The organism is Rossellomorea sp. LJF3, assembly GCF_037046045.1.
Taxonomy (GTDB): domain Bacteria; phylum Bacillota; class Bacilli; order Bacillales; family Bacillaceae_B; genus Rossellomorea.
In genome coordinates this window covers 20,612-44,655 of the sequence record NZ_JBANLY010000022.1, presented here as the reverse complement: position 1 = coordinate 44,655, position 24,044 = coordinate 20,612, and the positions used below count along the sequence as shown (strand labels likewise).

The 24,044-nt window shown below is 43.2% G+C and carries 25 protein-coding genes; all 25 read left to right on the top strand.

Translation table 11 applies throughout. The features are described from left to right. The first annotated feature begins 195 nt into the window (after positions 1-195). The 25 genes from V8G47_RS17375 (at position 196) to V8G47_RS17255 (ending at position 23,920) form a co-directional block, all read left to right on the top strand. Positions 196-963, top strand: a complete 768-nt coding sequence (locus V8G47_RS17375; protein ID WP_336201192.1) for a TatD family hydrolase — start codon at positions 196-198, stop codon at positions 961-963. 250 nt (positions 964-1,213) lie between these two features. Beyond that, positions 1,214-2,449 (top strand): ubiquitin-like domain-containing protein, encoded by a 1,236-nt coding sequence (locus tag V8G47_RS17370; RefSeq protein WP_336201191.1) that lies wholly within the window; start codon positions 1,214-1,216, stop codon positions 2,447-2,449. 118 nt (positions 2,450-2,567) lie between these two features. Further along, positions 2,568-3,128 carry a ribonuclease M5 gene (rnmV, locus tag V8G47_RS17365; protein ID WP_261749139.1) on the top strand — a complete coding sequence of 187 codons (561 nt, stop codon included), beginning with the start codon at positions 2,568-2,570 and terminating at the stop codon, positions 3,126-3,128. Then, on the top strand, positions 3,121-3,999 hold the full coding sequence (gene rsmA / locus V8G47_RS17360) for a 16S rRNA (adenine(1518)-N(6)/adenine(1519)-N(6))-dimethyltransferase RsmA (RefSeq protein WP_336201190.1): 879 nt from the start codon (positions 3,121-3,123) through the stop codon (positions 3,997-3,999). The genes rnmV and rsmA overlap by 8 nt, the downstream gene beginning before the upstream one ends. A gap of 231 nt (positions 4,000-4,230) precedes the next feature. Beyond that, positions 4,231-5,124 (top strand): sporulation peptidase YabG, encoded by an 894-nt coding sequence (gene yabG, locus V8G47_RS17355; RefSeq protein ID WP_079534934.1) that lies wholly within the window; start codon positions 4,231-4,233, stop codon positions 5,122-5,124. A gap of 688 nt (positions 5,125-5,812) precedes the next feature. Continuing rightward, positions 5,813-6,082 carry a biofilm formation stimulator Veg gene (veg, locus tag V8G47_RS17350; RefSeq protein WP_032085220.1) on the top strand — a complete coding sequence of 90 codons (270 nt, stop codon included), beginning with the start codon at positions 5,813-5,815 and terminating at the stop codon, positions 6,080-6,082. A gap of 119 nt (positions 6,083-6,201) precedes the next feature. Further along, positions 6,202-6,384 carry an alpha/beta-type small acid-soluble spore protein gene (locus V8G47_RS17345; RefSeq protein WP_098438557.1) on the top strand — a complete coding sequence of 61 codons (183 nt, stop codon included), beginning with the start codon at positions 6,202-6,204 and terminating at the stop codon, positions 6,382-6,384. Between the two features lie 229 nt (positions 6,385-6,613). Continuing rightward, entirely contained in the window at positions 6,614-7,468 is an 855-nt protein-coding gene (gene ispE / locus V8G47_RS17340) for a 4-(cytidine 5'-diphospho)-2-C-methyl-D-erythritol kinase (protein WP_034762961.1), read from the top strand. A 71-nt stretch (positions 7,469-7,539) separates the two neighbouring features. Beyond that, entirely contained in the window at positions 7,540-8,376 is an 837-nt protein-coding gene (gene purR, locus V8G47_RS17335; RefSeq protein WP_261749137.1) for a pur operon repressor, read from the top strand. Positions 8,377-8,391: 15 nt separating this feature from the next. Then, entirely contained in the window at positions 8,392-8,766 is a 375-nt protein-coding gene (locus tag V8G47_RS17330) for a RidA family protein (protein ID WP_336201189.1), read from the top strand. Between the two features lie 171 nt (positions 8,767-8,937). Then, entirely contained in the window at positions 8,938-9,231 is a 294-nt protein-coding gene (gene spoVG, locus V8G47_RS17325; protein WP_032085215.1) for a septation regulator SpoVG, read from the top strand. Positions 9,232-9,719: 488 nt separating this feature from the next. Further along, positions 9,720-11,093 (top strand): bifunctional UDP-N-acetylglucosamine diphosphorylase/glucosamine-1-phosphate N-acetyltransferase GlmU, encoded by a 1,374-nt coding sequence (gene glmU, locus V8G47_RS17320; protein ID WP_336201188.1) that lies wholly within the window; start codon positions 9,720-9,722, stop codon positions 11,091-11,093. 13 nt (positions 11,094-11,106) lie between these two features. Continuing rightward, the gene (locus V8G47_RS17315) at positions 11,107-12,066 is read left to right on the top strand and encodes a ribose-phosphate diphosphokinase (RefSeq protein ID WP_336201187.1); all 960 of its coding nucleotides are present in this window, start codon (positions 11,107-11,109) and stop codon (positions 12,064-12,066) included. A gap of 244 nt (positions 12,067-12,310) precedes the next feature. Beyond that, positions 12,311-12,964, top strand: a complete 654-nt coding sequence (locus V8G47_RS17310; RefSeq protein WP_336201186.1) for a 50S ribosomal protein L25/general stress protein Ctc — start codon at positions 12,311-12,313, stop codon at positions 12,962-12,964. 85 nt (positions 12,965-13,049) lie between these two features. After that, the gene (pth, locus tag V8G47_RS17305) at positions 13,050-13,607 is read left to right on the top strand and encodes an aminoacyl-tRNA hydrolase (protein ID WP_034762974.1); all 558 of its coding nucleotides are present in this window, start codon (positions 13,050-13,052) and stop codon (positions 13,605-13,607) included. Between the two features lie 115 nt (positions 13,608-13,722). After that, entirely contained in the window at positions 13,723-13,953 is a 231-nt protein-coding gene (locus V8G47_RS17300) for an anti-sigma-F factor Fin family protein (RefSeq protein WP_034762976.1), read from the top strand. Positions 13,954-14,038: 85 nt separating this feature from the next. Further along, complete coding sequence (mfd, locus tag V8G47_RS17295; RefSeq protein ID WP_336201185.1) at positions 14,039-17,569, top strand: transcription-repair coupling factor; 3,531 nt, start codon at positions 14,039-14,041, stop codon at positions 17,567-17,569. Positions 17,570-17,868: 299 nt separating this feature from the next. Then, positions 17,869-18,405 carry a stage V sporulation protein T gene (gene spoVT, locus V8G47_RS17290; protein ID WP_034762981.1) on the top strand — a complete coding sequence of 179 codons (537 nt, stop codon included), beginning with the start codon at positions 17,869-17,871 and terminating at the stop codon, positions 18,403-18,405. Positions 18,406-18,562: 157 nt separating this feature from the next. Further along, entirely contained in the window at positions 18,563-20,179 is a 1,617-nt protein-coding gene (locus tag V8G47_RS17285; protein ID WP_336201184.1) for a putative polysaccharide biosynthesis protein, read from the top strand. A 13-nt stretch (positions 20,180-20,192) separates the two neighbouring features. Next, positions 20,193-21,653, top strand: coding sequence for a nucleoside triphosphate pyrophosphohydrolase (gene mazG, locus V8G47_RS17280; RefSeq protein ID WP_336201183.1), 1,461 nt, complete (start codon positions 20,193-20,195; stop codon positions 21,651-21,653). A 22-nt stretch (positions 21,654-21,675) separates the two neighbouring features. Continuing rightward, positions 21,676-21,942, top strand: coding sequence for an RNA-binding S4 domain-containing protein (locus tag V8G47_RS17275; protein WP_159363168.1), 267 nt, complete (start codon positions 21,676-21,678; stop codon positions 21,940-21,942). Between the two features lie 98 nt (positions 21,943-22,040). Further along, positions 22,041-22,337: a sporulation protein YabP gene (yabP, locus tag V8G47_RS17270; protein ID WP_034763030.1), complete on the top strand. Its 297-nt coding sequence runs from the start codon at positions 22,041-22,043 to the stop codon at positions 22,335-22,337. Then, a complete protein-coding gene (gene yabQ / locus V8G47_RS17265; protein ID WP_261749129.1) occupies positions 22,334-22,987 on the top strand; it encodes a spore cortex biosynthesis protein YabQ in 654 nt (217 codons plus the stop codon). Before yabP ends, yabQ begins: the two co-directional genes overlap by 4 nt. 43 nt (positions 22,988-23,030) lie before the next feature. Continuing rightward, positions 23,031-23,420 (top strand): FtsB family cell division protein, encoded by a 390-nt coding sequence (locus V8G47_RS17260; RefSeq protein WP_060674209.1) that lies wholly within the window; start codon positions 23,031-23,033, stop codon positions 23,418-23,420. 74 nt (positions 23,421-23,494) lie between these two features. Then, positions 23,495-23,920 carry a S1 domain-containing RNA-binding protein gene (locus V8G47_RS17255; protein WP_098353691.1) on the top strand — a complete coding sequence of 142 codons (426 nt, stop codon included), beginning with the start codon at positions 23,495-23,497 and terminating at the stop codon, positions 23,918-23,920. Positions 23,921-24,044: the final 124 nt, after the last annotated feature.

The window sequence follows — 24,044 nt, the reverse complement described above, 5'->3', positions numbered from 1 at the left end:
AGTTAAATGAGAAGGATAAACAGATGATTTTGGTTCTGTCACTAAAATAGATAAAATGAAATGTGACTGTAATTGGAACCCCGTAAATAAAAAATATCCAAAGAAACCATAATATGTAATATGAATGTTACATGAATGTGATGCTTGTCATGCGTTTTTATATTAAACTTATCTTTATTACAAGGAGTGTCTTATATGCTATTTGATACACATGTTCATTTGAATGCTGAACAATTTGACGAAGATCTGGAGGAGGTATTGTCAAGGGCAAGGGAAGCTGGAGTCGAAAAAATGGTGGTTGTCGGTTTTGACCGTCCGACCATTAACCGGGCCATGGAACTCATTGGTCAATATGATTTTCTATATGCCGCAATCGGGTGGCATCCAGTGGATGCAATTGATATGAATGATGAGGATTTAGCTTGGATAGAAGAACTTTCACAGCACCCTAAAGTAGTTGCCATAGGGGAAATGGGGCTTGACTATCATTGGGACAAATCCCCCAAGGATGTTCAAAAAGAAGTATTCCGAAAACAGATTCAACTAGCTAAGAAAGTAAAACTCCCGATCGTCATACATAACCGTGAAGCCACACAGGATATAGTCGATATTCTGAGGGAAGAAGGAGCGGAGGAAGTCGGAGGGATCATGCACTGCTTCAGTGGAAGTCCTGAAATCGCTCAAGAATGCGTAGAAATGAATTTCTATATTTCCCTTGGAGGTCCCGTAACATTCAAGAATGCCAAGAAACCAAAAGATGTGGCAAAAGAAATCCCGCTTGAGAAGCTTCTGATTGAAACCGATTGTCCTTATCTTGCCCCTCATCCATATAGAGGGAAGAGAAATGAACCGGCTTACGTGAAGCTTGTAGCGGAACAAATCGCTGAACTGAAAGAAGTGTCTTTGGAGGAAGTAGAAAAGATTACAACAGAAAATGCAATAAAATTATTCAACATAAACTGACATCAAATATTGTCGAGAATTGAGAGAGCTTGTCCAAATTGTTAAGTAAAACAAAAAGTTCTACATAGGAATCGTGTTTCATAGGATAAACGTGTCGATAACTCTCTCTTTTCTTTTTCTTGCATTTTCTGCATAATATGTTTTGTGTTCACCGGGTTGTAATATTTTTCTAGATTAGGTTAGAAGAAGTAAGGGTTGACAGTCACTGGATAACTCTATATAATCACTCCGAGAAAAGGAGGCGTTTTTCATGAACTTTAAAACCATGAAAAGCCTGTTTTCCAAGTCTTTGAGTCGAAGGAAATGGATTGTTACAATTGGAACAATAGTAACATCGGCAGCTGTATTCGGAATTCTTTTTTATGAAGGATCCAAGAACACTGTAGCATTGACCTTAGACGGCGAGCAAAAAGAGATTAGGACGCATGCAAACACGATTCAAGATATATTAAAAGAATTAGAGATTTCACCCCGCTCAGAAGACTATTTGTACCCCTCGGGGAATACGAAGGTTTCAAATAACATGAATATCGTTTGGGAACCGGCAAAACAGGTAGGGATAGCAGTAGGTGGCCAGGAGAAAAAAATCTGGACGACTGCTGAAACAGTAAAAGAGTTACTCTCTGAAAATGAAATCCAAGTAGGAGAACATGATAAGGTCCAACCCGGCTTATCAGAAAAAGTAACAGGGAACATGAAGGTAAAGATTGATCCCGCATTTTCACTTAAGCTTGTAAACGGTGGAAAAGAGCAAAAGGTATGGTCTACTTCGACTACGGTCGCTGACTTTTTAAAGCAACAAGGAATTACACTAAAAGATTCAGACCGTGTTGAACCAAGTTTAGACAAAGTTGTTAAAGCAAATGATGTCGTAAATGTCGTTCGAGTTGAAAAAGTCACCGATGTAGTGGAAGAGACAAAGAATTTCACCGTTATTTCCAAGAAGGACTCCGACCTGTCAAAAGGAAAAGAGAAAGTCGTTCAAGAAGGTAAAAACGGAAAAGTTGAAAAGAAGTATGAAATCGTAAAAGAGAATGGTAAAGAGGTTTCCAGAAAATTAGTGAGTGAAAAAGTCGTGGAAGAAAGTCAGGATAAAATCGTTAATGTTGGAACAAAGGTGTTAGTGGCCCAGGTTTCACGTGGACGTTCTTCATCCTCATCATCCAGTGCAGAAGCGTCAGCCGCTCCTAGTGGTGGACGGGAGTTCTATGTCAGTTCTACTGCGTACACAGCTTCTTGTAATGGATGTTCCGGCCATACGGCTACAGGCATCAATCTAAAATCGAATCCTAACGTAAAAGTGATCGCAGTCGATCCTTCCGTTATTCCTTTAGGTTCAAAGGTCTATGTGGAAGGCTATGGATATGCTGTTGCGGCAGATACAGGCGGTGCGATCAAAGGGAATAAAATCGATGTATTCTTCTCATCCAAATCAGACGCTTATCGTTGGGGAAGAAAAACCATCAAAGTGAAAATATTGAACTAAGAGCAGGGTGTTTTCCTGCTTTTTTTTATTTCTCGGTTAAAACCGTTATAATAGCTTTAGGTCTTCATTTATTAGACGAATGGAAAGGCAAAAATGTTTCAACTTTTTTGGAGGAATTATGAAAATCAAAGAAATCATTGTAGTGGAAGGTAAGGATGATACGGTAGCCATTCAGCGTGCCGTCAACGCAGATACGATCGAAACGAATGGTTCTGCGGTGTCTCCTGCTACTATAGAGAAAATCAAGCACGCCCAGGAAAAAAGGGGCGTTATCATATTTACGGATCCCGATTATCCGGGAGAGCGAATTCGAAAGATCGTGAGTGAAGCGGTACCCGGATGCAAGCATGCTTTTGTACATAAGAAAGACGCGCTGCCGAAATCAGGCAGGGGGATAGGTGTCGAACATGCAAGCCCGGACGTTATAAGGGAGTCCTTGAAGGAAGCTCATTTGTTGGATGTCGATCAGGCAGAAATCATTTCAAAGGAAGATCTGATCGATGCCGGTTTAATCGGGAGCCCGCAGTCGAAGGACAGGAGAATAGCCCTTGGTGAGAAGCTTAGAATCGGATACACTAATGGAAAACAGCTGCAAAAACGTTTACGGATGTTTAATATTCAAAAAGAAGAATTTAAAAACGCGTTAATGGAAATCATTCAGGAGGAAGAACATGCATAAAGATATTGCAACCCCGATACGAACGAAGGAAATCCTTTCAAAGTACGGATTTTCGTTTAAGAAGAGCCTTGGCCAGAATTTTTTAATTGATCCCAATATTTTAAGGAACATAACGGAATATGCAGGACTATCCGAGAAAACAGCGGCCATTGAAATCGGACCTGGAATCGGAGCCCTGACAGAACACCTTGCCCGTACTTCGGGAAAGGTTGTAGCCTTTGAGATCGATCAGCGACTGATCCCGATCCTGGATGACACCCTGTCTCCTTATGATAATGTGAAAATAATAAATGAAGATATCCTGGAAGCGGATGTTGAAGCGATCATAAACAGGGAATTTGAAGGATTCGACGATATCATGGTGGTAGCCAATCTTCCGTATTACGTCACCACGCCCATCATTCTGAAATTGTTGATGGAGCGTCTCCCGATCAGGGGAATATGCGTCATGCTCCAAAAGGAAGTGGGGGACCGTATTTCAGCTCAGCCGGGAACAAAGGCATATGGATCACTTTCCATCGCCATTCAGTATTATACAGAGGCAGAGATGGTCATGACTGTCCCTAAAACGGTCTTTATGCCCCAGCCGAATGTAGACTCTGCCGTCATCCGTCTGACGAAGCGTGAGAAGCCTCCTGTAGACGTCATCAGTGAAGACTTCCTATTTACCGTTACACGCTCGTCCTTCGCTCAAAGAAGAAAGACGATTTTAAATAACTTAACGAGTCAACTCCCTCAAGGGAAGGGAAAGAAAGAACTGATCCTGGAGGCTTTATCCCAAGCGGGCGTCGAACCTACCCGCAGGGGGGAGACACTGACGATACAGGAATTCGGCCGCTTAAGCGATGAGTTGTACCCGAATTTCAACTAAAGTATGCATAAATGGCTAAACGCGAAGGAGCGTTTAGTCATTTTTTTGTCTAGATAAACTGAACAGTCTACTCCCATTTTATTGACACGGAATATTCCGGGAGTGCATAGGTTATCACAGGGAATATTTACTTAATGGATGATAAGGAAGGGCTTTGAGAAGGGCAGGCGGATGCAGTCCCTCCTCGGCTTGTTGATTTCCTATTTTGTTTTATCAACCAATGTTTAGCCCATGGGAGTGACTGATGTGAATATCGAAATCAATGATGTCGTAGGTCGCCTTTCATATCGATGTGATATTTTATTCAGGGTAATAGATATCCGAATGATAGATGGTCATAAAACGGCAGTACTGTATGGTGAAGATTTTCGATTAATAGCGGATGCTCCTTTTCATGATTTGAAGAAGATGGACCCTAGAGAACAGGACCGGATTGCACAGGAATTTCGTTCGAAAGAAGAACAATCCCTGGATCTGTTCCGACAGGATATAGAGCTTCTCAAGTATAAGCAGGAATACAGGGTAACGAATGCTTATCGAGACGATTATAACTATTTCCAAGTCCCGGGGAAAGTGCTTCATCTTGATGGAGATCCCAGCTATTTAAGAAAATGCCTAGATCTTTATGAGAAAATCGGTGTCCCGGTAAAAGGCGTCCACTGCAGCGAAACAGAGATGCCTAACCAAATCGGATCCCTTATCGATAAATATAGACCGAATATTATTGTATTAACTGGCCACGATGCCTACTCCAAGTCGAAAGGGGCCAAGGCTGATATCAACGCGTACCGCCATTCGAAGTATTTTGTTCAGGCAGTAAGAGAGGCACGCAGCAAATCCCCCCATCTGGATCAGCTCGTGATCTTCGCCGGCGCCTGTCAATCCCACTTTGAATCCCTGATCCATGCAGGTGCCAACTTCGCGAGTTCCCCGTCAAGAGTCAATATCCATGCCTTAGATCCCGTTTATATCGTGGCAAAGATCTGTTTCACGGGGTTTAAAGATTCGGTGAATGTCTGGGATGTCATCCGCAATACACTGACAGGAGACAAAGGATTGGGTGGAATCGAGACGAAGGGTGTTCTTCGGACGGGAATGCCGTACAAAATCACAGAAGAAGAATAGGGAAGGTTCGACAAAACCTTCGAAGACCTTGCAATTTATGCGTGAATTGTAAGGTCTATTTCATTTTGACGGGTCATATACTGGTTGGGTGGTGGTTTTTTAATACCCTGTCGCCTCTGGGCAAAGCCCTTCTGCTTTTATTGTTATCCAGCTCCGGCGGCTAGTCCCTCGAGGTCATAAGTCAAGTGCACCAAAAAGGCAAAGAACGCCTTTCTGATGCACTCGCCATATGCTTGTCGGGCCTGAGCAAGCCGCCTCCGCTTTTATTGTTATCCAGCTCCAGGGCTTAGAGGCTCGAGGTCATAAGCCAACCCTGCCAAAAAGGCAAAGAACGCCTTTCCGGCAGGCTCGTCTTATGCTTGTCGCCTCTGGGCAAAGCCCTTCCGCTTTTAGTGTTATCCAGCTCCGGCGGCTAGTCCCTCGAGGTCATAAGCTAAATGGTCCAAGAAGGCAAAGAACGCCTTCTCAGCCCATTCATCTTATGCTTGTCGGGCCTGGTCAAGTCGCCTCCGCTTTTATTGTTTACATAATTTTTCATTCATTGGGGAATGTTAGGGTTGTAGAAAAAACGTACTTTTTGTTGAATAAAATATATTGACAGGTGTTCATGATTCTTGTTAAAATAATAAATTTATTTGACTAAAATTTCATAATGTGTTATATTTAATAACAGTGAGGTGGAAGCGAAATGCCAAAAACATTAGCCGACATTAAAAGATCCCTTGATTCTAATCTGGGGAAACGTTTAATGCTTAAAGCAAACGGTGGACGTCGAAAAACAATTGAGCGTTCAGGTGTTCTAGCCGAAACGTATCCTTCTGTATTCGTGGTTCAGCTGGATCAAGAAGAGAATGCGTTCGAACGAGTTTCTTACAGCTATGCAGATGTTCTCACTGAGACAGTTCAATTAACATTTTATGATGAAGCAACAGGAAATATCATCTTTAGCCAGCAGTAGACAATTGTTTGCTGCTTTTTTATTTGTTTAAAAATACATGTTTTACATATGATCTTTCAACATTATTTGACCTCTACGTACACATACTAACGATGTGGTGCAACTAAAGGAGGTAGACAATGAGTAGAAGAAGAGGGATTATGTCTGACCAATTAAAAGAGGAAATCGCTCAGGAATTAGGGTTCTATGACGTTGTTCAGAAGGATGGCTGGGGCGGGATCACGTCCCGGGACGCAGGGAATATGGTAAAGCGTGCAGTCGAGCGAGCAAGCAGGCAGCTGTCCGAACACCATCCGCACTAACTCTTTTACACATATGGATTACATCTTTTATCAGTACCATATACAAAAGGTCGCCTAAAAAGTGTCATGCTTTTCCGGCGGCCTTTGTTTATAAAGGCAACGCCATCTTTCCTATCAGTACTTTACGTGATAAAATAACATACTTATATGAGTATGTTTAGAAGTTAACACTCTCTATAATAAGTGTATGATACAATATAACAAAGAGTATTGGTAAGAAGGTGATGATATGAGGTTATTAGTAAAGGCGCCGGCAAAAATTAACCTATCACTTGATGTTTTACATAAACGTTCAGATGGTTACCATGAAGTTGAGATGGTTATGACGACAATCGATTTAGCGGATAGAATTGAACTGACGAATCTTTCAGACGATACGATCAAAATTCTTTCCCACAATCGATTTGTGCCGGATGATGGAAGAAACCTTGCCTATCAGGCTGCACATCTGTTGAAAGAGAAATTGAACATCAAGAAGGGTGTAGCCATTTCCATCGATAAAGTGATCCCTGTAGCGGCAGGGTTGGCAGGGGGAAGCAGTGATGCTGCAGCGACTTTGAAAGGGCTGAATCGCTTATGGGATTTAGGTCTGAGTATGGACGAACTGGCAGAGCTTGGTGCTGAAATCGGTTCTGATGTATCCTTTTGTGTTTATGGAGGGACAGCCTTGGCCTCGGGAAGAGGAGAGAAGATCAAACATCTTCCCGCTCCCCCGAACTGCTGGGTGATCCTGGCAAAACCGACGATAGGCGTTTCAACAGCGGATGTGTATAAAAATCTGGACTTGAAAAACATACAGCATCCGGATACCAGCGCAATGGTATCAGCTTTAGAACATGGGAATTATCGTGATATTTGCTCCAATCTTGGGAATGTACTCGAATCGGTTACATTGGATATGCATCCGGAAGTTTCCCAGATAAAAGATCAAATGGAGCGGTTCGGTGCCGATGCCGTTCTGATGAGCGGAAGCGGACCGACAGTATATGGATTGGTGCAATATGAATCAAGACTTCATCGAATCTACAATGGTTTAAGAGGGTTTTGTGATCAAGTTTTCGCAGTGCGCATGCTTGGAGATTAAGAGCTCTTGCCGAAATCCGTATATTAATGATATATTTACATTATAATATTCGGATTTAGGAGGTTTCTTTGGTGAAGTTTAAGCGCAGCGAACGATTGATTGATATGACGCACTATTTATTAGAACGGCCCCACCAACTTGTGCCCTTGACTTTTTTCTCTGAACGGTACGGTTCTGCCAAGTCTTCCATCAGTGAAGACTTGACGATTGTAAAGGAAACATTTGAGGGACGGGGTGTCGGGACGGTACAGACGGTTCCCGGGGCAGCAGGTGGAGTGAAATATGTGCCAAAGGTAAATAGTCAGGAAGCGAAGGCTATGATTGAAGAGCTTTGTATCCACCTGGAAAGCTCCGATCGCCTATTACCGGGCGGATACCTTTATATGACCGACCTGCTTGGTAACCCGCAGCTCATGAAGAGTGTCGGCAAATTATTGGCATCCGCATTTGCTGAAAAAGATATAGACGTCATTATGACGGTCGCAACGAAGGGGATCCCGATTGCCAATGCGATTGCCTCATATTTGAATGTGCCGGTGGTCATTGTCAGAAGGGACAGCCGTGTAACCGAAGGATCGACAGTGAGCATCAATTATGTGTCCGGTTCATCGAAGAGAATCCAATCCATGGTTCTTTCTAAAAGAAGTTTGAAGGAAGGGTCCAAAGTATTGGTTGTCGATGATTTCATGAAAGCTGGCGGGACCATCAATGGAATGAAAAACCTGTTGGAAGAGTTTTCAGCCACCTTGTCGGGGATCGGGGTTCTGGTTGAATCCAATAGCATGGACGGACGATTGGTGGATGATTATGTTTCATTGTTGAAATTGTCTGATGTAAACGAAAAGGATAAACAGATTTCCTTAACGGAAGGAAATTACTTTCAATCCAATCTAACATTTTTACCATAAGGGGAGGCATCTACTATGCGTGTAGTTTCTACTAAGGAAGCACCGGCAGCAATCGGGCCATATTCACAAGGGATTGTCGTCAATAATTTGTTCTACAGTTCAGGACAGATTCCTTTGACGGCTGAGGGTTCAATGATCGAAGGAGATGTAGTGGAGCAGACGCATCAAGTGTTCCGCAATCTTCAAGCTGTATTATCGGAAGCTGGGGCTTCCATCGAAACAGTGGTCAAAGCAACGGTCTTCATCAAGGATATGGATGATTTCGGGGCGATCAATGAAGTGTATGGGGAATATTTCAGCAACCACAAGCCGGCCCGTTCTTGTGTGGAAGTAGCCCGCTTACCTAAAGATGCCCTGGTTGAAATTGAAGTAATCGCACTCGTGAAGTAATCTTCACGGGTGTTTTTTTGTACCAAAAAAGAAGTGTAGTTCAAATGGGATGGTTGAATGAATGGAAAAAATAAAACTTTTCAAAAAATTTTACAATTTAAGAAGGAATATCTAAATAATTCGTTGAATACATAGAGTAGATTTCATCTAGGGAAAAAGGTGGTGAACAGAATGGAAGTAACAGACGTAAGATTACGCCGAGTAAACACCGATGGTCGCATGAGAGCTATCGCATCTATTACGCTGGATAATGAATTTGTTGTTCATGACATTCGCGTGATTGATGGGAACAATGGCTTATTTGTAGCGATGCCAAGTAAGCGGACTCCGGATGGAGAATTCCGTGATATTGCTCATCCAATCAATTCGGGTACCCGCGGCAAGATTCAAGACGCCGTTTTAGCTGAGTACCATCGTTTAGGAGAGCTGGAAGAAGTTGAGTTAGAAGAAGCTGGGGCTTCCTAATAGGATCTATAGCATCAAGAGCCTACTTTTTGTAAGGCTCTTTTTTTTTGTCTTTTGGAGCCCCTTTTTAAAATGCGCTGGTTCTTACGTTTTTTGTATACCCAGGCTTTAAGAAATTCGAAACCTCTAAATAAACAATTTTTTGTTTTTTGTGGTAAAGAAAATTCGACATGGGGGTCTGCTTTTCGAATTGAAGGCAAAGAATGCCTTTCCTGGTTACTCGTCTTATGCTTGTCGCCTCTGGGCAAGCCGCCTCCGCTTTTCTGCGATGTCCAGCTCCGGCGGCTAGTCCCTCGAGGTCATAAGCTAAATTGACCAAAAAGGCAAAGGGCGCCTTTCCGGTCAATTCATCTTATGCTTGTCGGGCCTGGTCAAGCCGCCTCCGCTTTTCTGTTTGTCAAATATATGTACTTTTATTTGAATCCTTGAAATGGTAGAGTTTTTAGGATATATTCGTTATGGATAAAAAGGTTATTGGAGGACCAAAAATGACAAATCGATATGCCGTTATATTAGCTGCCGGACAAGGTACAAGAATGAAGTCGAAGCTTTATAAAGTTCTTCATCCTGTGTGTGGCAAGCCGATGGTGGAACATGTGGTCGACCAAATTTCAACACTACATATAGAGAAGACTGTCACAATCATCGGTCATGGTGCGGAGCTTGTGAAGTCGCATTTAGAAGGCAAGAGTGATTTCGCCCTTCAGGCAGAGCAATTAGGGACAGCTCATGCTGTGATGCAGTCTGAAGATGTCCTGGGTGACTTGGAAGGAACGACTTTGGTGGTATGTGGCGATACGCCGCTCATTAAAGGAGAGACGATGGAAGCGCTGGTGAAGCATCATGAAGGACAGGGTGCCAAAGCGACCATTTTGACGGGTCATACAGAATCCCCTGATGGATACGGACGGATCATCCGTAACCAGGATGGATTAGTGGAACGCATTGTGGAACATAAAGATGCAAGTGAAGAAGAACGAAGCGTGAAAGAAATTAATACCGGAACGTATTGTTTTGATAATAAAGCGTTATTCGATGCTCTCAAGAAGGTTTCGAATGATAACGTACAAGGTGAATATTATTTGCCGGATGTCATTGAGATCCTTCAATCGGAAGGTGAAATTGTCAGTGCATACCAGACAAGTGACTTTGATGAGACGCTTGGTGTCAACGATCGTGTGGCCCTTTCTCAAGCAGAGATCACAATGAAAAAGCGCATCAATGAATTCCATATGCGTAATGGTGTAACGATCAAAGATCCAAACAATACGTATATCGATGCAGATGTAACGATCGGAAGAGATACCGTGATCCTGCCTGGCACAGTACTTAAAGGCAGCACATCAATCGGTGAAGATGCCATGATCGGACCGAACTCCGAGGTGAAGGATTGTCAGATCGGGGACCGTACAGTCTTGAAACAGTCTGTGGCTCATGACAGTTCGATCGGAGCGGATGTTCAAATTGGGCCATTTGCTCATATCCGCCCTGCTTCTACCATTGAAGATGAAGTGAAGATCGGTAACTTTGTAGAAATCAAGAAAGCAACATTCGGTAAAGCGAGTAAGGCCTCACATTTAAGCTACATTGGTGATGCTGAAGTGGGACGTGACGTCAACATTGGGTGTGGATCGATCACAGTGAACTATGATGGGAAGAATAAGCACCTGACAAAGATTGAAGACGGTGTGTTTGTAGGCTGTAATTCTAATCTGGTTGCCCCTGTCAACGTAGGGAAGGGTGCATACATTGCAGCTGGTTCTACCATTACTGAGGATGTTCCCGGTGAGTCTCTATCCATTGCAAGAGCTCGCCAAGTAAATAAAGAAAATTATGTTCAAAATTTAAATCATAAGAAATAATGGGAGGTCCACAATGCCAAACTCTTATATTAATTCCAAGTTGAAAATCTTCTCTCTTAATTCAAACTACCATCTTGCAAAGGAAATTGCTGATGAAGTAGGGGTGGAATTAGGTAAATCGTCCGTAAAACGTTTCAGTGACGGTGAAATCCAAATCAACATCGAAGAAAGTATCCGTGGTTGTGACGTATTTGTCATCCAATCCACTTGTCAGCCGGTAAATGAAAACCTGATGGAGCTTCTGATCATGGTGGATGCCCTGAAACGTGCTTCTGCCAAGACGATTAATATCGTGATGCCTTATTATGGTTATGCCCGCCAAGACCGTAAAGCGAGAGCGCGTGAGCCGATCACTGCTAAATTAGTGGCGAACCTTTTAGAAACAGCCGGTGCTACACGTGTCATCACACTGGATCTGCATGCTCCTCAAATTCAAGGTTTCTTCGATATCCTGATCGATCACCTCATGGGTGTGCCGATCCTAGCGGATTACTTTGAAGAAAGAGGATTCAATACGGAAGAGCTTGTTATCGTGTCCCCGGACCATGGAGGGGTGACGAGAGCACGTAAGCTTGCAGAACGCTTGAAAGCGCCTATCGCGATCATTGATAAGCGTCGTCCGAAGCCGAATGTGGCAGAGGTTATGAACATTGTCGGTAATATCGACGGGAAAATCGCGATCTTGATCGATGATATCATTGACACCGCCGGTACGATTACACTGGCAGCCAATGCATTGGTTGAAAACGGAGCGAAAGAAGTCTTTGCCTGCTGTACGCACCCGGTTCTTTCTGGCCCTGCCATCGAACGCATCGAAAACTCCAATATTAAAGAATTGGTTGTGACGAACTCCATCCCGCTGGGTGAAGAGAAAATGATCGGTAAAGTGAAGTCCCTGTCAGTGGCTCCTTTGATCAGCGAAGCGATCATCCGCATCTATGAGCAACAATCTGTCAGCACGCTTTTTGATTAAGAATTAATATTTGTAGTTTGTGCATAGAAAGAAGAGCTTGTCCTTTTAATTATGGGACCAGCTCTTCTTTTTTCGTTTTCCGGCTTCGGTTGGAAAGGCTTGAAACCCTTATCTGTCAAAATCCCCGAAGCAATCTTCCTATAATGAATTGATTTTTCTATGTTTATTTCAAATCACATTAGGGTAATTACTATATATAGAACTTTAACTAACATAAAAGATTAGGGAAGGTGTTGGATTAGACATGGCAACAGAATTAAAAGCAAATACCAGGAAAGATTTTAAACGATCTTCATTAACAAAGCTGAGACATGAGGGGAATATCCCAGGAGTCGTGTACGGCTACAAAGCAGATAATACACCAATTATGGTAGATGCCATTACATTCATTAAAACCATCCGTGAAGTAGGAAGAAACGGGATCATTTCTTTAAATGTAGATGGTAATAAACAAAACGTCATTTTAAGTGATTACCAGCAGGACCACCTGAAGGATGCTGTCACGCATGTTGATTTCCTTGCTGTGAATATGTCAGAAGAAATCGATGCGGATGTTCGTATCGAGCTTGTAGGAGAAGCGGCAGGCGTGAAGGACGGTGGCGTGATGCAGCAGCCGTTGCATGAGGTATCTGTAACAGCCAAACCGAAGGACATCCCGGAATCCATCGAAGTGGATGTAACCGAGCTCCAAGTGGGAGAAACGGTAACGATCAGTGATATCCGTGATAAGTACAGCGTCACTCTCAATGAAGAGGACGACCGCACCATTGCTTCCATCCTTGCTCCAAGACAAGAAGAGGAAATCGACAGTGGTGAAGAGCAGGAAGCTGGCACACCTGAGAATGAAGAAGGAAGAGAATCGGAAGCCAGTGATGAAAGTGAATCGAAGGAAGAGTAAAAAATCAATATTTTTTGGCGTAACCTTTTGCAGGTTGCGCTTTTTACGTTATTCTAGAGGTATAAGGTCAGAAGAGGTGTTAGAAATGAAATTAATCGTTGGGCTCGGGAACCCGGGATCACAATATGAGAAAACGAGACATAATATTGGTTTCGTTATTATAGATGCATTAGCCGATCGACTGGGCGTTTCGTTGAACCAGTCCAAGTTTAAAGGTGTTTACGGCACATACCATCATAAGGGTGAAAAGGTCGTTCTGTTAAAGCCGCTTACGTATATGAATTTGTCAGGGGAAAGCATTGTACCCCTGATGGATTATTTTGAAATTGAAGATGAGGATTTACTTGTCATTTATGATGATCTGGACTTGCCTGTAGGAAAATTAAGATTAAGGCAAAAGGGAAGTGCCGGGGGGCATAATGGCATTAAATCGACCATTGCCCATTTAGGTTCCCAGCAGTTTAATCGCCTGCGGGTGGGCATCGACCGTCCGACCAATGGAATGAGCGTCCCGGATTACGTCCTGGGGAAGTTTTCGAAGGAAGAGCAGCCCGAACTGGATAAAGCCATTTCTTCAAGCGTGGAAGCATGTGAAACCTGGTTGGATAAACCATTCCTTGAGGTCATGAATAAATTCAACTGACCATGTCATATACTGAATTTCCAGGGTCCCTTCATCGTAAATCCTTTCATGGGTTTGAATAACTCCCTTCTAACAGGTTCATACTAACAGTATAAATGTGTATGGAGGGAAAGACATGGCGATCCATTATCAGTGTCGGCATTGCGGGACGAATGTTGGGACTCTTTCAAATGTATCCGTTCATTCCGAGCAGCTCGGGATTCATATGCTGACGGATGAAGAACGGCTGCATATGGTTCACTATCAGGACAACGGGGACATCCAAGTAAAAACGATTTGTGAAGATTGTCAGGAGAGCCTGGAGAGAAATCCGGACTACCATGAATTAGATCATATCATTCAGTAAGAACGCTTTGGTGAAGAACCAAAGCATTTTTCTGTTTATACTTTTAGATTATTTATAGAAAGAACCACAGGGGAGGAGCGTACACTTGAAAGGTATTTTAAAGCAGGTTCACCAAAGTGAAGAACTACAGTCCGTCATCGCTGGAGTGGAGGAACGACTGTCTGAACAACTTGTGGCAGGATTGTCCGGCTCATCCCGGACAGCTTATATAGCAGATGTATATTTACAAACGAATAAATCCACCGTAGTGGTGACGCATAATTTGTTTCAGGCACAGAAAGTCTATGACGATCTCATTCAATTTTTGTCTGAGGACGAAGTATATTTATATTCTGCTAATGAGCTGATCGCAGCTGAACTAAGTGTGGCAAGTCCGGAGTTGAGGGCACAACGAATCGAAGTATTGAATAAGCTTTCCAATCATCAAAAGGGTGTCTATATTGTGCCTGTTGCCGGATTACGGAAAATCCTTCCCCCTCAATCGATGTGGGCAACGAATCAGATCCGTTTTCAAATGGGTGAAGATATCGATTTGGATGAAGTGTTAAATCAACTGGTCCAAATGGGCTATCAACGGACAGGGATGGTCAGCACACCTGGTGAATTCAGCCTTCGCGGAGGGATTGTCGACATTTTCCCATTAACCACTCAGAACCCTGTCCGGATCGAATTATTCGACACTGAAATTGATTCGATCCGCCTCTTTTCGGTTGAAGACCAGCGTTCGATTGATAAACTCAATGAGATTGAAATAGGCCCTGCCACAGAGGTCTTATTGAAGTATGAAAATATGGAGAGACTCATTCATGAAATCAATGCAGGTCTTTCCGCAAGCTTGAAGAAGGTCAAATCAGCGGCTGTAAAAGAGAAGATGACAGAGTACATAGGGTATGAGGTGAGTCAGCTCGAAAATGGGCAGGTTCCTGAGCAAATCTTTAAGTACCTGTCCCTCGCATACGAAAAGCCTAGTAGTTTGCTAGATTATTTACCAGAGGACGGGGTTCTATTCTTTGACGAATACAGTCGCGTCCAGGAAATGAGTGAATCCCTGGAGAAAGAGGAAGCGGAATGGTATACATCCCTGCTTCAGGAAGGACAGATCATTCAAGACGTCCCTGTATCCCACACGTTTTCTTCGTTAGTTAGTAAGACGAAGCTGCCAAAGGTGTATTTCTCATTGTTCCTGCGCCATATTCCGAATACCAGTCCACAAAACATCTTCAATGTTTCAACGAAGCCCATGCAGAATTTCCATGGGCAGATGAACGTATTGAAGGCAGAGTTGGACAGGTGGAAAAAAGGAAGATATACCGTTGTCTTGTTAGGACCGGATGAAGAACGCGTCAAGAAGCTTCAAAGGGTACTGGACGATTACAAGATAGAGATTGCCTTTGTCGAAGATGGAGATAAGCTCCTGCCGGGAACGATCCAGATGATCAATGGAAGCCTGACAAGCGGATTTGAGCTCCCTCTTCAGAAACTTGCGGTTATTACAGAAGAAGAATTGTTCAATAAGAAAACCCAAAAGAAGCCGAGAAGGCAGAAACTTTCAAACGCAGAGAGGATCAAAAGTTACTCTGAGCTGAAAGTCGGGGACCATGTGGTTCATGTGAATCACGGGATCGGTAAATTCCTTGGGATCGAAACGTTGGAGATCAACGGGGTTCACAAAGATTATCTCCATGTGAAATATCAGGGGAATGACAAACTTTATGTACCGGTCGATCAAATTGAACTGGTCCAGAAATATGTGGCCTCGGAAAATAAGGATCCAAAGCTTTATAAATTGGGTGGAAGTGAATGGAAGAAGGTCAAGTCGAAGGTTCAATCTTCCGTTCAGGATATCGCCGATGATCTGATCAAGCTTTATGCTGAACGGGAAGCGGCAAAAGGTTATGCCTTTTCTCCAGATGGGGACATGCAGCGAGAATTTGAAATGGCTTTCCCGTATGAAGAAACGGATGATCAACTGCGCTCTGTCAGTGAAATCAAGCACGATATGGAAAGAGAACGTCCGATGGACCGCTTATTGTGTGGGGACGTAGGGTACGGAAAGACCGAGGTTGCGATCAGGGCCGCCTTCAAAGCGATTGCAGATGGAAAACAGGTGGCCATCCTCGTGCCTACCACCATCCTTGCACAACAGCATTATGAAACCATCAAAGAGCGTTTTCAGGACTTCCCTGTGGAAATCGGTTTGTTAAGCCGTTTCAGAACGAGGAAGCAGCAGCAGGAGACAACGAAGGGGTTGAAGAACGGAACGGTGGATATTGTGGTGGGAACCCACCGACTTCTCTCAAAAGACATTCAATACCGTGATATAGGACTCTTGATCATCGATGAAGAACAAAGGTTCGGTGTCACGCATAAAGAGAAGATCAAACAATTAAAAACGAATATCGACGTTCTGACCTTAACCGCCACCCCGATTCCCCGTACCCTTCATATGTCGATGCTCGGTGTAAGGGATTTATCGGTTATTGAAACTCCACCTGAAAACCGGTTCCCGGTTCAGACCTATGTAATGGAGTACAACGGTGCCCTGATTAAAGAAGCGATTGAAAGGGAAATGGCAAGGAACGGCCAAGTGTATTTCCTCTATAATCGTGTCGAAGACATTGAAAGAAAAGCCGATGAGATCTCCATGCTTGTACCAGATGCCCGGATTGCCTATGCTCACGGTCAAATGAGTGAAAATGAGCTCGAAGCCGTCATACTAAGCTTCCTTGCAGGAGAATACGATGTGCTGGTCACGACGACGATTATTGAAACGGGTGTCGACATCCCAAACGTCAATACGTTGATTGTGTTTGATGCCGACCGGATGGGCTTATCCCAGCTTTATCAGCTAAGGGGACGTGTCGGGCGTTCGAACCGGGTGGCTTACGCCTATTTCACCTATAGGAAAGATAAGGTGCTGACAGAAGTGGCGGAAAAACGATTACAGGCGATCAAAGAATTCACGGAACTGGGATCCGGGTTCAAAATTGCCATGCGTGACTTGACGATCCGTGGAGCGGGTAACCTCCTCGGGGCGCAGCAGCATGGATTCATCGATTCTGTCGGATTCGACCTGTACTCCCAAATGCTGAAAGAAGCCATCGAAGAAAGAAAAGGGGATCTTCCGAAGCAGCCTGAATCAAGCTTTGAGGTGGACATCGAAATCGACGCTTATATTCCGGATGATTATATTAAAGATGGTCATCAAAAGATCGAAATGTATAAACGGTTCCGATCTCTTTCTTCCCTTCCAGAAATCGAGGAGCTGGAAGAAGAGATCCTGGACCGGTTCGGTGAATATCCGGAAGAGGTGGGCTACTTATTCCTCATCTCTGAAATGAAGATCTATGCCAAGAATACAAAGCTCGAATCCATCAAGCAGGATAAGAAAACCGTGAATATCTTTATGTCACCGGAAGGAACGGCACATATCGACGGTTCCAAGGTATTCAATCTTTGCAACAAACACGGCCGTGCAGTCGGACTTGGAATGGAAGGCTCCAAGCTTAAAATATCGATTAATACAACACGCTTGGAACCGTCCAAATGGTTTAACATGGCATATGACATCATCAAACATCTGGATGAAGCGGTAAAAATAGAAGAAAATGTGTGATCATTTCATCAATTCGACACATACCAGTGGTATTTCTTACCTTCGTTATAATAATGTAACCAAAATGTAAACGCGTGGATTGTTTCACTCTACTATGATAAGGGTATTAGTATTTATGCAGCTGCCAACAATGGAAAAAGATACCTGCATTAGAATTTTAGTGAAATTACAGAAAAAATAACTGAATGTGTATAGAACTTCTAAGTTGTAAGATACTAAACTCAACAATGGTAAAGTATTCAACAAAGGTGGATGCATTGCCAAATAAAAATCATCTGATGAAAGTGAGGCAACTATAGATGAAAGCAACTGGTATTGTTCGTCGTATTGATGATTTAGGACGTGTCGTCATTCCGAAAGAAATTCGCAGGACATTAAGGATTCGCGAGGGAGATCCCCTGGAAATCTTCGTTGATCGTGACGGAGAAGTCATCTTAAAGAAATATTCCCCAATCAGTGAACTTGGTGACTTTGCTAAGGAATATGGCGAAGCATTGTACGACAGTTTGGGAAGTGCCGTGTTAATTTGTGATCGGGATGCTGTCATTGCCATCTCCGGCGCTTCAAAGAAAGAGTATTTAAATAAGAACATCAGTGAACTCATCGAGAAGGTAATGGATGACCGCACGTCTCTATTACACACTCAACAGGGACAAGCTGAGCTTGTTGAAGGACACGGTGAGGATCTTGCTTCCTATACGATTGCTCCGATTGTCGCAAATGGAGATCCGATTGGTGCCGTTGCGATTTTCTCAAAGGATCGTACAGTAGGCGAAGTGGAACAAAAGGCAGTAGAAACGGCAGCTGGCTTTTTAGCAAGACAAATGGAGTCATAACTAAAAGGAGTGGCAAATAGCCGCTCTTCTTTTTTTTGCCGTCATCCCCATTTGAGAAAACATACAACCCTTTATGGTAAAATGACCAGTATATAAATGATTTTTTCTTCGGTCTGTTCAGATAGAAGTAAGAGGTATAGAAAGGCAGGAAAATGGGTTGAGTCAGAAGTACTCCTCCGGCCGATTTTTGAAAGGGGCCATGGTGTTAACGATTGCGGCATTGGTAACCAAAGTATTAAGTGCTGTTTATCGGGTACCTTTTCAAAATATTGTTGGAGATATCGGGTTTTATATATATCAGCAGGTGTATCCATTCTACGGAATTGCCATCGCTCTATCCACCTATGGATTTCCTGTCATCATTTCAAAGATGGTAGCGGAGAAATTAGAAGGAGATGATGAAGAAGGCGCAAAGAGAGTGGCCGTCACCTCCTTTTTATTTCTTTGTTTCGTTGGGTTTTCCTGGTTTCTGCTCGTCTACTTCGGTGCAGGCATGATAGCACGTTGGATGGGAGATCCCCTGCTGAAGCCGTTACTTCAAGTGATTTCTTTATCGTTCCTATTATTAGCCCCCCTCTCCGTCATCAGGGGGTATTATCAAGGGAAAGAGGATATGGTGCCAACGGCTGTTTCTCAAGTGACCGAACAAGCGATCAGGGTGGCGACGATTCTGATCTTTTCGACGATCCTGGTGACCCAGGGGTACTCTTTATATATTACAGGGAAAGGAGCGCTGTTCGGGTCGATTACCGGTGGTCTGGGCGGACTTCTTGTTCTTCTTACTTTCCTTACTGCACGGAGGGAAAAGCTGTTTTCACGGAAATACCTTTCCCTTCCTGCCGATTACGTACAGATCTGGTCCCGGTTATTCAAGAATGGAACAGCTATCTGTGTAAGTGCCATGTTGCTCGTGTTACTCCAATTTGTCGATTCATTAAATGTATATTCCCTTCTTCTGTCATCTGGGATGGAAGCGGAAAGCGCGAAAACGTGGAAGGGGATTTATGACCGGGGACAACCCTTTGTCCAGCTCGGGACGGTAGTGGCTACATCCATCTCACTGACCATCGTCCCATTGGTGACAAGTGCCTATCTCAAAAGAAGAGAATCTCTAGTAAGAGAGTACAGTCAGCTTTCCCTTAAGATCAGCATTACCATCGGTTTTGCTGCCACACTGGGAATCATCAATATCATGGTGCCGACCAATACGATGCTATTTGAGAATGCCCTCGGTTCCAAGATTATCGCTGTCTTCTGTCTATCAATATTCTTCAGCTGCCTCATTTTGACGTTTGCAGGCATTTTTCAGGGAATCGGGAGGATTTATTACCCGGCATTCTGTATCGTCATGGGGATTTTAGTGAAATACCTGGGCAATGCTTTTCTCATCCCAATGATGGGAGTCATGGGGGCATCGATCTCGACTGTTGGCTCTTTAAGCATCATTGCCATCATGATGGTAGTAAAGCTTAGAAAATGGTTTCCGATCCGTTTTTTTACGTTCTCTTTTTATAAGACATTGCTGCTGAGCGGGGCGGCCATGACAATTGGATTACAGGGGCTGTTGTGTATATATGATACACTTTTGAATAATGGAATGCCCGGGCGTCCGCTTTCCATCCTTTTTTCAATAGGAGGCGTTTGTATCGGCGGCATCATTTTTTTGATCGTGTTTTTAAGAGGGAATGTTCTTTCAAGAGAAGACATCAGTTTCTTGCCATTTGGGAGTAAATGGGTGTGGTTGATGAATAAAGTTCAGCCGAATAATAAGTAGCGAGGAGATTAACATGAATACGATAACGATAGTCGGGTTAGGCGCAGGAGATATGGAACAGCTGCCATTGGGAGTATACAGGAGGATTAAGAACAGTTCACACCTTTACTTGAGGACGGATCAGCATCCCGTCGTAAAGGATTTAGCAGCAGAGGGAATCACCTATCATTCTTTCGATGCTGTCTATGAAAAACATGATCAGTTCGATCTCGTATACGAAGAGATTGTTCAAAACCTGATCACAGCATCAGAGCAGCATTCCCTTGTCTATGCCGTTCCGGGTCACCCATTGGTCGCAGAAAAGGCTGTCCAAATGCTGTTGGACCTACATAAAGAAGGAAAGATCCACGTGGAAATCGGTGGGGGACAGAGCTTTATCGATGCTCTGTTTGCTTCTGTGGGAGCGGATCCGATTGATGGGTTCCAGCTTCTCGATGGTACCAACTTAAAGCTTCATGATATCCATATGAACCAGCAGCTTATCATCGGTCAGGTATATGATGGCTTCATTGCTTCTGAAGTGAAGCTCACTCTGATGGAGCTTTATCCGTATGATTATGAGGTCTCCCTTGTAACGGCTGCCGGAAGCACGGAAGAAAAGGTGGAGCGGATCCCGCTGGTGGAGCTTGACCGGGTTGCGGGTCTCAGTAATTTGACAAGCCTCTATGTTCCGGCTGTCGAGGAAATGGAATCCTCCTTTAAGCAATTTGCGACATTGAGGGAAATCATCTCGACGCTTCGGGGACCGAATGGCTGCCCGTGGGACAAAGAACAAACCCATCACTCACTCAAGAAATATCTCCTTGAAGAAACATATGAGCTACTGGAAGCCATCGAGGAAGAAGATATTGATCATATGATCGAAGAAATGGGGGATGTCCTCCTTCAAATCATGCTCCATGCGCAAATAGGCGAGGATGAGGGCATGTTCACCATGGAAGAAGTAATCGAAGGACTGGCATCCAAGATGGTCCGGAGACACCCTCATGTATTTGGAACCGTTCAGGTGGAAAACTCGGAACAGGTGAAAGCAAACTGGGAGGAAATCAAAAGCCGTGAAAAGGAGAGCGGGACGGAACCGATGCTCAAGAACGTGGCTAAAGGCATGCCTGCTCTAATGAAGGCATATGAATACCAGAAAAAAGCCGCGAAATCAGGCTTTGACTGGGCAGATCCTCAAGGAGCATGGGAAAAAGTATGGGAAGAATTAAAGGAATTCGAAAGAGAAGTCGAGAATAATAGTGAACACGACATGAAAAAAGAATTTGGAGATGTGTTATTCGCTCTGATCAATGTGGCCAGATTTTATAAAATTTTCCCTGAGGAAGCGTTAGCCATGACGAACACGAAATTTTACCGCAGGTTTTCCTATGTGGAAGAACAAGTCATGAAATCGGGTAAGAGTTTTGAAGATTATACATTGGAAGAGTTGGACCAATTTTGGAACGAAGCGAAAGAGATGAATATCGAATAAGGGGAAATGTACAATGGTATCCATGAGATTAGATAAATTTTTAAAAGTATCCAGGCTCATTAAAAGAAGAACCCTGGCGAAAGAGATTGCCGACCAGGGACGTATCACTGTGAACGGACAGCAGGCCAAAGCAAGCTCCAATGTAAAAGTCGGGGATGAATTAAGCGTAAGGTTTGGCCAGAGGATTATGAGGGTAAAGATTGAAAGGCTTCTTGAAACAACGAAAAAAGAAGAAGCGAGCGGGCTTTATTCCGTCCTTTCAGAGGAAAGGATCGAGGAAACGGAGTAAGGGATACATAGCGTTCGGTCTGTTATTTGGTTCTATTTTTCCCCCATACACATAAACATAGTTACAAAGCTTGTACTATGGGAATGTGAGGGATGGATATGAATCAATATGATGGAAACAAAGATAAAACCTTTCAGGAACATGACGTGATGATGAGGGGCCGCAAGCTCCTCGATATTACAGGAGTGAAGCAAGTGGAAAGCTTCGATAACGAAGAGTTCCTCCTTGAAACCGTCATGGGATTCCTCTCCGTCAGGGGCCAGAATCTTCAAATGAAAAATCTGGATGTGGATAAAGGCATCGTCTCTATAAAAGGAAAGGTGTTCGATCTCGTCTACCTGGATGAACAAAACGGGGAGAAGGCTAAAGGCTTCTTTAGCAAGCTGTTTCGATGACCCTCTCGACCCAGTTCTATACCATGCTCTCCATGATCGGCATGGGGGCACTATTTGGTATGACGTTGGACACGTATTCCCGGTTCTTACACCGGTCCGAGAGAAAACGGTGGCTTGTATTCATCAATGACATCATGTTTTGGGTTTTGCAGGCGCTTTCGATTTTTTATATTTTATTCGTCGTGAATTTCGGTGAGATCCGTTTTTATATTTTCATTGCGCTATTATGCGGTTTTGCCGCTTACCAGGCGTTGATCAAGCAGCATTATTTGGCGTTCCTTGAACGCCTGATATTGTTTTTTATCTCCCTGTATAATTTCGGAGTGAAAATGGTGAAAAGATTGATTTATTCACCGATAAAATGGATGATTGTGCTTCTCATCACGATTGTTTTATCTATAGGAAAAGGGCTCTTATCCGTCATATTATTCCTTTTAAAGGTGATCATGAAAGTGATGCAATGGGCGATTAAGCTCGTAATCACACCGATATGGTGGATATTGAAGGGTATTTGGAATTTATTGCCGAAAAATCTTACAAAAAGAGTCGAGAAGTTATATAATAAAGTGGCAGGAATTTTTAAAGCGTATATCAAAAAAGTATATAGAGTGGTAGAAAAGTTCAAAAAGAAACCTAAAGATAAAGAATAGGGCTTAAGGCTTTGCCACTCCATATTGTAAAGGAGGTTTGGGAATGAGAAAAAACGTGACACCAATGGAAAATGAATATGTCCGCCATCAGGAGCATATGCATAAATCTTCTTCTAAGAGAAAAAAGCGTTTGGTCCGTCGATTAGCAGTTTTCTTTGTTTTAGTGTTGGCAATTAGTGGATTTTTAATCTCGACCCTCATTTCCAGAGCCCAGGTTTTAGAAGATAAACAAACGGAAAAAGCACAATTGGAAAAAAAGTTAGAAGACCTGAAAGATAAGCAATCAGCCTTGGAAGAAGAGATTGTGAAGCTTAACGATGATGAATATATAGCCAAACTGGCGCGCCGGGATTACTTTTTATCAGATGAAGGTGAGATTATTTTCAACATACCTGAGCCAGATAAAGAGAAAGAAGAAGAGGTGTCTTATTGACACTCTTTTTTTTAATTGGCTATAATATATAGTAAGGTTTATCTTTTATAATTTTAAGGAGGAGCATTTCTTTTATGTCAATCGAAGTAGGCAGCAAGTTACAGGGTAAGGTAACAGGTATTACAAATTTTGGAGCGTTCGTGGAATTATCGGAAGGTTCAACAGGATTAGTTCACATTAGTGAAGTTGCAGACAACTATGTTAAGGATATTAACGAACACCTTAAAGTCGGCGACGAAGTAACGGTTAAAGTTATTAATGTTGAGAAAGATGGAAAGATCGGTTTATCCATCCGTAAAGCGAAAGATCAACCACAACGCCCGCAGCGCCCTCAGCGTCCTCAGCGCCCGCGTAGTAATAATAAACCGAACGACACTCGCACGAAAGAAAGTTTCGAACAAAAGATGGCACGTTTCTTGAAAGACAGTGAAGATCGTTTATCATCTTTAAAGAAAAATACTGAGTCTCGTCGTGGTGGAAAAGGGGCGAAAAAAGGTTAACTTGCTGTCTATTAACCCATATAGCAGTTTGTGAACGGAAAACAGGCGTACCCATTCTGATGGGTATGCCTGTTTTTTTATATTATTGATAGACATCAACACAGGAAAATCCCCTGCTCCTATC

Excerpts from the sequence above, each read along its gene's own strand:
- V8G47_RS17375 (WP_336201192.1), top strand. The coding sequence starts at position 196 with ATGCTATTTGATACACATGTTCATTTGAATGCTGAACAATTTGACGAA.
- V8G47_RS17370 (WP_336201191.1), top strand. The coding sequence starts at position 1,214 with ATGAACTTTAAAACCATGAAAAGCCTGTTTTCCAAGTCTTTGAGTCGA.
- rnmV (WP_261749139.1), top strand. The coding sequence starts at position 2,568 with ATGAAAATCAAAGAAATCATTGTAGTGGAAGGTAAGGATGATACGGTA.
- rsmA (WP_336201190.1), top strand. The coding sequence starts at position 3,121 with ATGCATAAAGATATTGCAACCCCGATACGAACGAAGGAAATCCTTTCA.
- yabG (WP_079534934.1), top strand. The coding sequence starts at position 4,231 with ATGGGAGTGACTGATGTGAATATCGAAATCAATGATGTCGTAGGTCGC.
- veg (WP_032085220.1), top strand. The coding sequence starts at position 5,813 with ATGCCAAAAACATTAGCCGACATTAAAAGATCCCTTGATTCTAATCTG.
- V8G47_RS17345 (WP_098438557.1), top strand. The coding sequence starts at position 6,202 with ATGAGTAGAAGAAGAGGGATTATGTCTGACCAATTAAAAGAGGAAATC.
- ispE (WP_034762961.1), top strand. The coding sequence starts at position 6,614 with ATGAGGTTATTAGTAAAGGCGCCGGCAAAAATTAACCTATCACTTGAT.
- V8G47_RS17330 (WP_336201189.1), top strand. The coding sequence starts at position 8,392 with ATGCGTGTAGTTTCTACTAAGGAAGCACCGGCAGCAATCGGGCCATAT.
- spoVG (WP_032085215.1), top strand. The coding sequence starts at position 8,938 with ATGGAAGTAACAGACGTAAGATTACGCCGAGTAAACACCGATGGTCGC.
- glmU (WP_336201188.1), top strand. The coding sequence starts at position 9,720 with ATGACAAATCGATATGCCGTTATATTAGCTGCCGGACAAGGTACAAGA.
- V8G47_RS17315 (WP_336201187.1), top strand. The coding sequence starts at position 11,107 with ATGCCAAACTCTTATATTAATTCCAAGTTGAAAATCTTCTCTCTTAAT.
- V8G47_RS17310 (WP_336201186.1), top strand. The coding sequence starts at position 12,311 with ATGGCAACAGAATTAAAAGCAAATACCAGGAAAGATTTTAAACGATCT.
- pth (WP_034762974.1), top strand. The coding sequence starts at position 13,050 with ATGAAATTAATCGTTGGGCTCGGGAACCCGGGATCACAATATGAGAAA.
- V8G47_RS17300 (WP_034762976.1), top strand. The coding sequence starts at position 13,723 with ATGGCGATCCATTATCAGTGTCGGCATTGCGGGACGAATGTTGGGACT.
- spoVT (WP_034762981.1), top strand. The coding sequence starts at position 17,869 with ATGAAAGCAACTGGTATTGTTCGTCGTATTGATGATTTAGGACGTGTC.
- mazG (WP_336201183.1), top strand. The coding sequence starts at position 20,193 with ATGAATACGATAACGATAGTCGGGTTAGGCGCAGGAGATATGGAACAG.
- V8G47_RS17275 (WP_159363168.1), top strand. The coding sequence starts at position 21,676 with ATGAGATTAGATAAATTTTTAAAAGTATCCAGGCTCATTAAAAGAAGA.
- yabP (WP_034763030.1), top strand. The coding sequence starts at position 22,041 with ATGAATCAATATGATGGAAACAAAGATAAAACCTTTCAGGAACATGAC.
- yabQ (WP_261749129.1), top strand. The coding sequence starts at position 22,334 with ATGACCCTCTCGACCCAGTTCTATACCATGCTCTCCATGATCGGCATG.
- V8G47_RS17260 (WP_060674209.1), top strand. The coding sequence starts at position 23,031 with ATGAGAAAAAACGTGACACCAATGGAAAATGAATATGTCCGCCATCAG.
- V8G47_RS17255 (WP_098353691.1), top strand. The coding sequence starts at position 23,495 with ATGTCAATCGAAGTAGGCAGCAAGTTACAGGGTAAGGTAACAGGTATT.